This window comes from Hyalangium gracile, from assembly GCF_020103725.1.
GTDB classification, from domain to species: domain Bacteria; phylum Myxococcota; class Myxococcia; order Myxococcales; family Myxococcaceae; genus Hyalangium; species Hyalangium gracile.
On sequence record NZ_JAHXBG010000007.1, the window covers coordinates 316,981 to 329,085 of the forward strand.

Annotated in this window: 9 protein-coding genes; 5 read left to right on the plus strand and 4 right to left on the minus strand. The window is 68.9% G+C overall.

Translation table 11 applies throughout. The features are described from left to right. Positions 1-119: 119 nt before the first annotated feature. Together KY572_RS16630 and KY572_RS16635 are read left to right on the plus strand one after the other, a co-directional pair. Positions 120-1,697 (plus strand): ATP-binding protein, encoded by a 1,578-nt coding sequence (locus KY572_RS16630; protein ID WP_224243611.1) that lies wholly within the window; start codon positions 120-122, stop codon positions 1,695-1,697. After that, on the plus strand, positions 1,694-3,148 hold the full coding sequence (locus KY572_RS16635) for a sigma-54-dependent transcriptional regulator (RefSeq protein ID WP_224243612.1): 1,455 nt from the start codon (positions 1,694-1,696) through the stop codon (positions 3,146-3,148). The genes KY572_RS16630 and KY572_RS16635 overlap by 4 nt, the downstream gene beginning before the upstream one ends. Positions 3,149-3,154: 6 nt before the next feature. On the opposite strand, the gene KY572_RS16640 is transcribed toward KY572_RS16635, so the two are convergent. Next, a complete protein-coding gene (locus KY572_RS16640) occupies positions 3,155-4,486 on the minus strand; it encodes a replication-associated recombination protein A (RefSeq protein WP_224243613.1) in 1,332 nt (443 codons plus the stop codon). 74 nt (positions 4,487-4,560) lie between these two features. Between KY572_RS16640 and KY572_RS16645 the strand changes: the two genes are divergently transcribed. From KY572_RS16645 to KY572_RS16655, 3 genes are read left to right on the plus strand one after another with little or no spacing between them, the layout of a single operon-like run. Beyond that, positions 4,561-5,406, plus strand: a complete 846-nt coding sequence (locus tag KY572_RS16645) for an NAD(+)/NADH kinase (protein WP_224243614.1) — start codon at positions 4,561-4,563, stop codon at positions 5,404-5,406. Positions 5,407-5,454: 48 nt separating this feature from the next. Then, positions 5,455-7,356: a protein kinase domain-containing protein gene (locus tag KY572_RS16650; RefSeq protein WP_224243615.1), complete on the plus strand. Its 1,902-nt coding sequence runs from the start codon at positions 5,455-5,457 to the stop codon at positions 7,354-7,356. Between the two features lie 10 nt (positions 7,357-7,366). Further along, on the plus strand, positions 7,367-8,137 hold the full coding sequence (locus KY572_RS16655; RefSeq protein WP_224243616.1) for a YdcF family protein: 771 nt from the start codon (positions 7,367-7,369) through the stop codon (positions 8,135-8,137). 293 nt (positions 8,138-8,430) lie between these two features. Here KY572_RS16655 and KY572_RS16660 read toward each other — a convergent pair whose 3' ends face one another. Genes KY572_RS16660 through KY572_RS16670 form a run of 3 tightly spaced genes read right to left on the minus strand, consistent with a single transcriptional unit; the run spans position 8,431 to position 12,082 of the window. Next, positions 8,431-10,032 carry a bifunctional metallophosphatase/5'-nucleotidase gene (locus KY572_RS16660; protein WP_224243618.1) on the minus strand — a complete coding sequence of 534 codons (1,602 nt, stop codon included), beginning with the start codon at positions 10,030-10,032 and terminating at the stop codon, positions 8,431-8,433. A gap of 56 nt (positions 10,033-10,088) precedes the next feature. Beyond that, positions 10,089-11,123 carry an ABC transporter permease gene (locus tag KY572_RS16665; protein ID WP_224243620.1) on the minus strand — a complete coding sequence of 345 codons (1,035 nt, stop codon included), beginning with the start codon at positions 11,121-11,123 and terminating at the stop codon, positions 10,089-10,091. Beyond that, on the minus strand, positions 11,120-12,082 hold the full coding sequence (locus KY572_RS16670) for an ABC transporter ATP-binding protein (RefSeq protein ID WP_224243622.1): 963 nt from the start codon (positions 12,080-12,082) through the stop codon (positions 11,120-11,122). The genes KY572_RS16665 and KY572_RS16670 overlap by 4 nt, the downstream gene beginning before the upstream one ends. Positions 12,083-12,105 lie beyond the last annotated feature (23 nt).

A 12,105-nucleotide genomic window follows, 5' to 3' on the forward strand; every position in this document is an offset into this window, starting at 1 on the left:
CTGGGATCGTGACGAAACGGAAAACCCAGAAGAATCAACACGTTGTAACGACGGTTTCCCCAAAGGCCGATGGCCACAGCATTGCAAATGTTTGACGGGGAAAGATAGGCGAGGGCTGAGTGGGGCTTGCGCATACACAAGAGGCGGGTTCCCGCGGGCGACTGCTGTTGGTGGACGATGAGGAGAACATCCTCAAGTCCATCCGGCGCGTGTTGCGCCGGGGGGATTGGGACATCGAGACCGCCACGGACGCCGAGGAGGGCCTTCGGCGGCTGGAGCAGTTTGCCCCGCAGGTGGTCATCTCCGACTTCAGGATGCCGGGGATGAACGGGGTGGACTTCCTGACCCGGGTCAAGGAGCAGGTGCCGCTGGCTCAGCGCATCATGCTCACGGGCCAGGCCGATCAGCTCGCCATCGAGGAGGCCATCAACCGCTCGGAGATCTTCCGCTTCATCTCCAAGCCGTGGAACGACAGCCACCTGGTGCTCACCGTCAAGAGCGCGTTCGAGCAGTACGCGCTGGTGGCGGAGAACCAGCGGCTGATGCGGGTGACGAAGGAGCAGAACGCGGAGCTCAAGCAGCTCAACACGGAGCTCGAGGCCCGCGTCGAGTCGCGCACGCTGATGCTCAGCCAGGCCAAGCGGGACTGGGAGCAGACGTTCGACTGCATCGAGTCCCCGCTGTCGGTGATGCAGTCGGACTACATGGTCCGGCGGGCGAACCTGTCGTACCTGAAGGTGGCCTCGGCGGGCGAGGGCGCCAACGCCTCGGCGGCCACGTGCTACCAGTACCTGTTCGGGCGGGACACGCCGTGCCAGGGCTGCCCGCTGCCGGCGGCGCTCGAGAGCGGCAAGAGCGCGCGCGGGGAGATCACGCAGAAGGGGCGCACCTACGTGGTGACGGCCTTCCCCATGCCCGGCGACAAGCGCGTGGTGTGCAGCTACCGCGACGTCACCGAGGAGTACGCGCTCACCAAGCGCCTCATCGAGACGGAGAAGATGGCGGCGGTGGGGCAGCTGGCGGGCGGCGTGGCGCACGAGATCAACAACCCGCTGGGCGGCATCCTGGCGTTCGCGCAGCTGATGAAGCGCGACTCGGGCCGCAGCGAGGCGGACAAGGAGTCCCTCGACCTCATCGAGGAGAGTGCGCTGCGGTGCAAGCGCATCGTCGAGAGCCTGTTGAAGTTCAGCCGGCACAGCAAGCCGGATGACCGGCGCCACTTCGACCTGTCGAAGTGCGTGGAAGACTCGGCGGTGCTGTTCAAGGCGCAGCTCAAGGCCAACCCGAAGGTGAAGCTGGAGCTGAACCTGGCCAACGGGCTGCCCAAGCTGTTCGGAGATCCGGCCCAGCTGTCGCAGGTGGTGCTCAACCTGCTGCAGAACGGCCTGCAGGCGTTGCCACACGTGGAGAACGAGCTGGAGGGTGTGCTGAAGGTGGACACGGGACGCGAGGGCGATCGCTGCTTCTTCGCCGTCTCGGATACGGGCTCTGGCATCGAGGAGCGGCACTTGAACCGCATCTTCGAGCCGTCCTTCACCACCAAGGCCCCCGGCGAGGGGACAGGGCTCGGCCTGTCCATCGCGTACCGCATCGTTCAGGACCACGGTGGTGTCTTCCAGGTCGACACCCGTGTCGGCGAGGGCTCCCGCTTCACCGTGTATCTCCCCGTTCCCCTGCAGCTCGAGAGGTTGCCGTGACCCAACCCAAGCGCGCCAAGATCCTCGTGGTGGATGATGACACCGTCGTCCTCAAGGCCGTGAACCAGATCCTCCAGCGCGAGGGCTACCCCGTGGTTGCCATCGACGACGCGGTGGAAGGTCTGGCCGCGGCGAAGGACCCGTCCATCGATGTCGCGGTGCTGGACATCAACATGCCCCACCTGTCCGGCATGGATCTGCTCAAGGCCATCAAGGCCGAGCGGCCGGACGTGGAGGTCATCATGATGACGGCCTACGCCACGGTGGAGACGGCGGTGGAGGCGGTGAAGGCGGGGGCCTACGACTACCTGACCAAGCCGTTCGAGAACATCGACGACCTGAGCCTCACGGTGGGCAAGGCGGCCGAGCGCAAGGCGCTCAAGGACCGCACCCGCGCGCTGGAGGAGGCGCTCACCGTCCGCAGCCAGTTCGAGGATCTGATCGGGCAGTCCTCGCAGATGCGGGCGGTGTTCAAGCTGGTGGAGACGGTGAGCCACTCCACTGCGACCGTGCTGATTCAAGGGGAGAGCGGCACGGGCAAGGAGCTGGTGGCGCGCGCCATCCACTACCGCAGCCAGCGCAAGGACAAGCCCTTCGTGGCGGTGAACTGCTCGGCGCTGACCGAGACGCTGCTGGAGAGCGAGCTGTTCGGCCACATGAAGGGGGCGTTCACGGGCGCCACCAACAACAAGAAGGGCCTCTTCGAGGCGGCCGACGGCGGCACCATCTTCCTGGACGAGATCGGCGACGTGCCGCCGGCCACCCAGGTCCGCCTGCTTCGCGTGCTGCAGGAGGGCGAGGTGAAGCGGGTAGGCGCCAACGAGCCGGTGAAGGTGGACGTTCGCGTCATCGCCGCCACGCACGTGGACCTGTCCCGCGCCAAGTCCGAGGGCAAGTTCCGCGAGGACCTCTTCTACCGCCTGAACGTCATCACCATCGACCTGCCGCCGCTGCGCGACAGGCCGGAGGACGTGCCGCTGCTGGCGCACCACTTCCTGAAGATGTACTCGGCCAAGCTGGCCAAGAAGGTGACGGGGTTCACGCCGCGCGCCATGGAGGCGCTCACGGTGAACCGGTGGACGGGCAACGTCCGCGAGCTGGAGAACGTCATCGAGCGCGCGGTGGTGCTCACCTCCAACGACTTGCTGGACGTGGAGGACCTGCCGCCCGGCTTCCAGGAGTCCCCGCAGGCCGGCTCGCCGGTGGAGGTGTTCAGCCTGGCGCACCTGCCGTACGCCCAGGCCAAGCGCCTGGCGATGCGCGCCTTCGAGCGGCGCTACCTCACCGCGCTGCTGGAGAAGAACAACAACAACGTCTCCAGCGCCGCGCGCGCCGCGGGAGTGGACCGCTCCAACTTCCGCCGCCTGCTCAAGCAGTACGAGGTGGCGGGCCGCACCATGAAGCAGCGCAAGAACGGCAGCGACAGCGACTCGCCATTAGAGGTCGCCTAGCCCGCCTCACCCGTCCTCGCCCGGCTCGCGGGGCTTCTCCGCGAGCTGGCGCTGGAAGGCCTGGTAGCGCTCGGTCAGCTCGTGCTCCAGCCCGTTGGTCGAGGGCTTGTAGAAGCGCCGGGCCTTGAGCGCCTCCGGAAGGTAGTCCTCCGGGACGTAGTTGCCCTCGAAGTTGTGGGGGTACTTGTAGCCGCCCCCGTAGCCCATGCCCTTCATCAGCCTGGTGGGCGCGTTGCGCAGGTGCATGGGCACCGGCAGCGCGCCCTCCTGCGTCACCGCCGCGCGCGCCGCGCCGTAGGAGGTGAGCACCGCGTTCGACTTGGGCGCCAGCGCCAGGTACGTCACCGCCTGGGTGAGCGGGAGCACCCCCTCCGGCATGCCCACGAACTGGAAGGCCTGGAGCGCGTCCACCGCCACCGCCAGGGCCCGGGGGTCCGCGTTGCCGATGTCCTCCGAGGCGAAGATGACCATGCGCCGGAAGACGAAGACGGGGTCCTCTCCGGCCTCCAGCATGCGCGTCATCCAGTAGAGCGCCGCGTCCACGTCCGAGCCGCGCATGGATTTGATGAAGGCGCTGACGACGTTGTAGTGCTCCTCGCCGCCCTTGTCGTAGAGGAGCATCTTCTGCTGGAGCGCCTCCTCGGCGGCCTTCTTGTCCACCTTGGCGCCCCCGTACGCCGCCGCGGCCTCCAGCGCGGTGAGGGCCTTGCGCGCGTCTCCGCCCGCCGCCTCGGCGATGAACTGGAGCGCCTCGTCGTCCACCTGCACCTTGCCGGCGAGGCCCTTCGGGTCCGCCAGCGCCTTGCGCATGACGGTGATGAGCTCCTCCTCCTCCAGCCCGCGCAGGGTGACGACGCGGCTTCGCGAGAGGAGCGCCGCGTTCACCTCGAAGGAGGGGTTCTCCGTGGTGGCGCCAATCAGCGTCACCGTGCCCTTCTCCACGTGGGGCAGCAGCGCGTCCTGCTGGGACTTGTTGAAGCGGTGGATCTCATCGATGAAGAGCAGGGTGCGCTGGCGGTTCATCTTCCAGCGGTCCTGGGCCCGGGCCACCGTCTCGCGGATGTCCTTCACGCCGGAGAGCACGGCGGACAGGGACTCGAAGGCGGAGCCGGTGGACTGGGCGATGACGCGCGCCAGCGTCGTCTTCCCCGTGCCCGGGGGGCCCCAGAGGATGAGCGAGGGCACCTGATCGTTCTGGATGGCCCGGCGCAGGAAGCGGCCCTCGCCGGTGAGGTGCTCCTGCCCCACGAAGTCCGCCAGGGTGGTGGGCCGCATGCGCTCGGCCAGGGGGGCCTGGGCCTGCTGGTCCTTCTGGCCCGCGTGTTCGAAGAGGTCCATATGGTCGGAACCTATCGCTTCGCGCCATTTCCTCCAGCACGCCTTGCCTGCCTGGACTAGAACCATCCGCCACAGTGCACACCCTGGCCATCGTCGCGAAGAGGGACACGCAGGAAGCCGTAGCGCTCGCGGCGCGAATCCGTGAGCGCTATCCCCACCTCACCGTGCTCGGTGAGCGCTACCTGGCGCATGCGCTGGGCTGGACGCGGATAGAGGACCGGGAGCTGGCCCAGAAGGCCGACCTGGTGGTGGTGCTCGGCGGGGATGGCACCCTCATCTATACGGCGCGGCTGCTGGCCGGGCGGGACGTCCCCATCCTCGGGGTGAACCTGGGCAGCCTGGGCTTCATGACCGAGGTGCCGGTGGACGAGCTGTTCACCACCTTGGATGAGGTGCTCGCTGGCCGCTACAAGGTGGACTCGCGCATGAAGCTCACCTGCCGGCTGGTGCGCGACGGCAAGATTGTCGCCGAGGACGAGGTCCTCAACGACGTGGTCATCAACAAGGGCGCCCTGGCGCGCATCGCGGACCACGAGACGTCCATCGACGGCGTCCCCATCACCACCTACAAGGCGGATGGGATGATCCTGGCGACGCCCACGGGCTCGACGGCCTACTCGCTCTCCGCGGGCGGCCCCATCGTCCACCCGTCGGTGGATTGCACCATCCTGTCGCCCATCTGCTCGCACGCGCTCACCCAGCGCTCCATCGTGGTGCCCGCGGACCGGACCATCCGCGTCACGCTGCGCCGGGAGACGGCGGACACCTATCTCACGCTGGATGGCCAGACGGGCCACCCGCTGCAGGGTAACGACTGCATCGAGGTGGTGCGCTCGCCCAACCGGGTGAACCTGGTGCGCAACCCGCACATGGCCTACTTCACCATCCTCCGGCAGAAGCTCCACTGGGGCGAGCGGTGAGCGGTGGCCGTGTCGGGGCCTCGCCGCTGCTGATAGGGTGAGCGCCTCGTGCGCGAGGACAAGGCCACTCCCTTCGGGAAGTACGAGCTGCTCGAACGCCTGGGCGTCGGGGGGATGGCGAATGTCTACCGCGCGCGCTACACGGCCGCGCCCGGCATCTCCAAGCAGGTGGTCATCAAGCGGGTGCTGAGCGCGTATGCCGAGAACCCGGTCTTCGTGGAGCAGTTCATCCACGAGGCGCGCATCTCGGTGGGCCTGAGCCACGGCAACATCGTCCAGGTCTTCGACTTCGGGCAGGTCAACGACGAGTACTTCCTGGCCATGGAGCTGGTGGAGGGGCAGCCGCTCTCACGGGTGCTCAAGCGCGCCCAGGCCCAGGGGCTCTCGAAGCTGCCGCAGCCCTTGGCGGCGAGCATCGCCATCGAGATCTGCAAGGGGCTACACCACGCCCACACGCGCACGGACGAGCAGGGCCGGCCGCTGGGAGTGGTGCACCGCGACGTCTCTCCGGACAACGTGCTCATCAGCTACGACGGAGAGGTGAAGCTCACCGACTTCGGCATCGCCAAGGCGGAGCTCGCGGGGCGGCCCGTCACGGCCGCGGGGACGGTGAAGGGCAAGCTCTACTTCCTCTCGCCGGAGCAGGCGCGCGGGGACGAGCTGGATGCGCGCTCGGACGTGTACTCGGTGGGGGTGGTGCTCTACCGCATGCTGTGTGGCCGCCTGCCCATCGATGGGCAGGAACCCCTGGTGATGGAGCGCATCGTCCGGGGCGAGCTCACCCCGCCGCTCGAGCTCAACCCGGAGCTGGATGGCCTGCTCGTCCGCATCGTCATGCGAGCGCTGTCCACGTCGCGCGGGGCGCGCTTCCAGAGCGCGGAGGAGCTGCAGCAGGAGCTCTCTCGCTGGATGGCCACCCGGGCGCCGCTCTTCACGAGCAGCACCTTGAAGCATCTGATGGGGTGGCTCCACGTCCAGGAGCTGAAGGCGCTGGGACGGCCTCCCGTGCTGCCCCAGGAGTTCATGAATCACCTCGCGCTGTGGCGCGATCCTCCGGCGGATGGGACTTCAGGAGGGGAGCGGCCGACAGGGCGCCTGGATGGCCCGGGCACCTCGCTTCGAGCGACGAGGCCCGCGACGGACGTCGTGGACGAGGAGAGGCGGGAGACGGAGCTCCTGCCTCGGGTGACCGGAGGGGGCGTTGCCCGCGAGGATGGCTCTGGCGGGCGAAGGCGCCTGCTCTGGAGGGCGCTGGGCGTGGCCGCGGTGGCCTGGGCGCTTCTGCTCGTGTACCTCGCGGTGCGGGGGCCTCCGCCGCTCGAGATCCACTCCGAGCCGCCGGGGGCCCAGGTGCGCCTCGATGGGGAGATCCGAGGCGTGACGCCCCTGACGCTGGAAGACGTCGAACGCGACAGGCCCCACACCGTGGAGCTGATCCTCCTGGGCTGGAGGCAGTGGGAGGAGAAGTTCGAGGCGAAGGCGCTCGGGACGAAGCTGGAGGTGGAACTGGAGGAGCTGGATCGGCCCGCTCCGGCGCAACCGGTGGCCGTCGTCGCGCCTGATGCTGACTCCGACGAGCCCCCCGCCGACTCGACGAGCAAGGACTCCGCTCGTCCCAAGTCCTCGACGCGTTCGTCAGCGCCCCGGCTGCGGATCACCGCCGCTCCCAACCCTTCCGCCGAGGTCGCTGTCACGAAATACAAGCAGGGGCTGAAGCAGCTGTCCCGGGGGCAGCTCGCCAAGGCCAAGGAGCTGTTCTGGGCGTGCCTCGCGAATGATCCCAAGGCCGCCCGCTGCTTCCGGCGTCTCGGCGAGGTCTCCGCGCAGCTGGGCAGCACGGAGGAGGCCCGGGAGTACTACACTCGCTTCCTGGAGCTCGATCCCCAGGGCGAGGGCGCCGAGGAGGCTCGAGCCTATCTTCGGCAACCGCCCGGCAAGGGAGCCAGGTAGCGCCGCCTCCATGTTCCTCGTCCTCTCCAAGATCCTCGACCTGTTCCTCGGCCCGCTCACGTGGGCGGTGCTCTTCCTCGTGGCGGGGCTGCTCCTGCGCCGACGGGCGCGGCTGGCCATCGGGCTGCAGGTGCTGGGGCTGGCGGTGCTCTACGTGTTCTCCATCGAGCCCGTGTCCGGGGCGCTCATGCGGTGGACGGAGAAGGGGGCCAGGGAGACGTATCGGCCCGACGTCGTCTACGACGCCGTCATCGTGCTGGGCGGCGGCCTGGATCCGGACGGTACGGAGGCCTCCGGTCGCCCCGAGTACAACGCAGCGGGCGATCGCATCATGCGTGGCTACGAGCTGCTGCGAGAGGGCCACGCGCGAAATGCCTTCATCGTCGGAGGCTCGCTGGACCCCAGGCCCGAGGCCGTTGTCGAGGCGGGTGTGCTCGCGCGGCAGCTCCAGCAGTGGGGCATCGAGCCCGAGCGCATCTTCACCGAGGGCAGGAGCCGCAACACGCGGGAGAACGCGGTGGAGGCGGAGAAGATCATCCGCCAGCACGGGTGGAAGACGCTGCTGCTGGTGACGAGCGCGGCGCACATGCCCCGGGCCTACGGGTGCTTCGCGGCGGTGGGCATCCGGCCGGACACCTTCGTGGCGGACATCCGGGCGCCTCTCGGGAAGCGGCCGCCGAGCTGGTTGCCCAGGGCGCATCACCTGAGCGTCAGCTCGGATGCGCTCCGGGAGATGGCCGGGCGGTGGGTGTACCGGATGCGCGGCTGGACGAGCGAGTAGCGGCAGGCCCGCTCGCTCAGGGCAGCAGGGCGCGGCGACATTGATGCAGCAGCACGGTACGGTTGGCAGGCCGCTGCTCGTCAGTCCGGCGGCTCCTGATCTCGTCACCGGGAGCTGCGGCGGCGTTCCGCTTCGGCTCTGCCTCTGTCATGGCGTAGGCCTTCCGTGGTGGAGCAACCCGATGAAGATGCTCACTGAGGGCCTGTGCAGGAGCCTCGCGAAGACAGCTGCGGACTCCTCGGGACGGAGCGGGAACGCACGCCTGGTCGCTCCCTGTCACACCGGAGCGGGGCTCACCGGGAGGCGGAAGCCGGCGCGCACTCCCCGCCCGAGGGACTGGTGCCCTGGAGGCGCTGGATGCGCCCGTCGCCCTTCTGCATCGGAGGCGGCTTGCCGCTGCTCAGGGCATCGCTCAGCACTTCTCGTGGCGTGCGGCCCTCCGGGAGCGCGGGCGTGGCGGGGAGGCCTCGGAACATCTCGTAGCCGTCCTTGCCGCCAGCCAGGAAGCTCAGCGTGGCCAGGCTGTACTTCGCCGTCGGGGACAGCGGCTTGCCGGCCACCGTGACGCAGAGGACGCGCTGGCCCTTGGGGCGGCTCGCATCGAAGGCGAAGCGCAGCCCGGAGACCTGGAGGAAGCGTCCGGGTGGATCGGCCACCTCCTCGCTCTTGCTGACGGCGTTCTCCAGCGCCGCGCGCAGGATGTCCCCCGTCACCTCGAGCCGCACGAGCTGATCCCGGTACGGGAAGATGGAGAGCATCTCGCGCCGGGTGAGCTCGCCCGCGGGGAAGATGGTGTCGCCACGGATGGCGCCCCCGTTGACCAGGGCCACGTCCGTGCCGGCGACCTGGCGCAGCGCATCCGCCACGAGCGAGCCCAGGTTCGTCTCCTGGCTGCGGACCGCCGCCTTGCGCGCGTCCAGCGGGACCGAGGTGGTCCCCACGTGCTGCGACAGCTCGGCGATGAGCGGGGAGTACTTCCCCAGCGCCTCGACGAAGGTGGCATCGTCGGCGATGGCGTCCGTCACCGGGTACACCTTCCAGTCCACCTTCTTCACCGTGCCGGTCTCGCCATCCACCTCCAGCGTGACGCGGCCCAGCTCGATGGCATCCGCGGCCACCTTGAAGATGGGCACGCCGGTGGAGCGGTCCTCGACCCGGAAGTGGTCATGCCCGCCGATGATGACGTCCACCGGGGCGCAGCGCGCCAGCTCCAGGTCCTGCGCCACCTCCAGGTGGGTGAGGGCGATGATGACCGTGGCCCCCTGCGCGCGCAGCCGGGAGATGACGGGGATGGCCGTCGAGCAGATGTCCCGGATGTTCGTGTCCTGCGACACGCTGGAGGACACCTCGGTCTCCGGCAGGAGCAGGCCGAACAGGCCCACCTTCACGCCCTCGAGCTGGGTGAGCAGGTAGGGGTGCATCCCCGCGAAGGGCTTGCCCGTGTGGTTGTCGAAGATGTTCGCGGCGAGCCAGGGGAAGCGCGAGGCCTTGATGCGCTCGCGCAGCACCTCGTCTCCGAAGTCGAAGTCATGGTTGCCGGGCACGGCATAGTCCACGCCCAGGGCGTTCCAGGCGTCGATCATCTGCTGGCCCTGCAGCGGCTTGCCGCCCATGGGGCTGATGGACTCCACGGAGGGGGCCAGGGTGTCGCCGGCGAAGAGCGTCAGCGTGTTCTTCGGGGCCTCGGAGAGGATCTGCTTTCGCAGCGTGGCGACGCGGGCGAGCCCGCCCACGCGGCCCTGCTCCATGGGCGTGAACTGGTACACGTCATTGAGGTGGAGCAGGTTGATGCGGACCGTCTCCGGCGGAGCCACGGTCTTCGTCGTCAGGCTGCAGCCCAGCCCGAGGCACAGGACCAGCACCAGCGACGACCAGCGAGGGAGAGGGCGGCGCACGGCGTTCAAGGATGTCACCTCCAAGGACCGCGGACCTTACCCTCCCGGAGGCCGCGCTACATCCACTTGAAGTAGCGTACCGCGATCAGGAAGGGAACGATGCCCCATATGCCCAGTATCAGCACCTGGGGCCCGAGGGCGAGCAGGGAGGTTCCGTCCAGCATGATGGCGCGCAGCCCGTCGTTCAGGGCGGTGAGCGGCAGCAGCTGGATGAACGGCTGCATCCAGTCCGGGAAGTTGCCCGAGGAGAAGAACACTCCGGACAGCACCGTCATCGGCATGGAGACGAGGTTCATCAGCCCGCTGGCCGACTCCATGGTGCTCGCCCGGCTGACGACCAGGAGCGAGAGCCCGCTGAAGCAGATGGCGCCCCAGAGCCCCAGCGCCATGAAGGACCCGAAGTCGCCGAACATCTGAACGTCGAAGAGCAGCCGCGCGAAGAGGATGAAGAAGGCGATCTCGGCCACGGCGAGCATCGTCCGGCCGAGCATGAAGGAGAGCAGGAAGTGGCTGCGCTTCATGGGCGTGGCGATCAGCCGCTTGAGCAGCTTGCCGGAGCGCAGCTGCACGATGGCCCACCCCACGCCCCACAGGCCGGAGGTCATCAGCCCGAAGCCGAGCAGCCCTGGGATGAGGAAGTCGATGTAGCGCGCGCCCGGCAGCGTCACCTGCTGGTTGCGCACCGTCACGCGGTCCTCGCGCCCGTTCAGCCGCTCGAGCGCATCCACCACCATCAGGCGCGCGGTGCGCCCATCCGCCTGGGCGGGGTCCGTGATGAGCTCGGGCTGTGCGCCGGGGATGAGCACCAGGGCTACCCGGCCACGGCGCAGCGCGTCGCGGCCCTCTGCCTCGGGCATCCGCTTCGCCACCAGCCCGTCGATGGCCTCCAGGGCGGGGGCGATCCGGACGGCGTCCGGCCCGTCCACGACGGCCACGGCCAGCTCCGGCAGCTCGCGGTTGCGGAAGGCGAGCCCGAGCGCCAGCGAGGTGAGCAGCGGGAAGACGAAGACCCAGAAGAGGGCGCCGGGCTCTCGCAGGAAGCCCCGCATCCGGAAGAGCACGAGCTGCGACAGCGGCTGCCAGAGGTTCATGAGGCGGTGTCCTCGCGCAGGCTCCGGCCGGTGTAGGCCAGGAACACGTCATCGAGCGTGGCCTGTCGGGTGGAGAGGTGCGCCAGTCTCGCGCCCCGCGCCGTGACGAGAGAGACCAGTCCGGGCAGCGCCCGGTGCAGCTCCTTCACGGACAGGATGTAGCCATCGCCACGGGACCGGGTGGCCACGAGCGAGGGGACCTCCGAGAAGGTGTCGGCCGGGAGGGAAGGGGTGGTGGCGAACTCGATGACCTGCTCGGCGCCGATCGAGGCGATGAGCTGGGCCGGGGAGCCCCGGGCCACGATGCGCCCGTGGTCCATGATGATCACCTGGTCGCAGAGCACCTGGGCCTCTTCCATGTAGTGCGTCGTGAGGACCACGGTGCGGCCCCGGCCCTTGAGGGCCTCGATGACGTCCCAGAGGGAGCGGCGTGACTGGGGATCCAGGCCCGTGGTGGGCTCGTCGAGGAAGAGGATCTCCGGGTCCGCGGCGAGCGCCACCGCCAGGGCCAGGCGCTGCTTCTGGCCGCCGGAGAGCTTCATGACATGCGCCTTGCGCTTCTCCTCCAGCTTCACCAGGGCGATGGCCTCCTCCACCGACAGCCCCTGCCGGTAGAAGGAGCGGAAGAGGCGCACCGTCTCCTCGACGGTGAGGCGATCGTGGAAGTGCGTCTCCTGGAGCGCGATGCCGATGCGCTCGCGGATCTCCTCCGCGTTGTCGCGCCAGCTTCGCCCGAGCAGCCGGACCTCTCCGGAGGTGGGCTGCTGCAGCCCTTCGAGGATCTCCACGGTCGTCGTCTTGCCGGCGCCATTGGGGCCAAGCAGCCCCACGCACTGGCCTACGGGCACCTCGAAGTCGGTGCCGGCGACGGCCACGACGTCATCGAAGCGCTTGATGAGCCCTCGTACCTCGATGGCGAGCGCGGGAGTGGAGGGAGTGGGGCCGGGCGAGGGTTCCAAAGGATGCGAGCTCCCAGGGCACG

Excerpts from the sequence above, each read along its gene's own strand:
- KY572_RS16640 (WP_224243613.1), bottom strand. The coding sequence starts at position 4,486 with ATGGACCTCTTCGAACACGCGGGCCAGAAGGACCAGCAGGCCCAGGCC.
- KY572_RS16655 (WP_224243616.1), top strand. The coding sequence starts at position 7,367 with ATGTTCCTCGTCCTCTCCAAGATCCTCGACCTGTTCCTCGGCCCGCTC.
- KY572_RS16665 (WP_224243620.1), bottom strand. The coding sequence starts at position 11,123 with ATGAACCTCTGGCAGCCGCTGTCGCAGCTCGTGCTCTTCCGGATGCGG.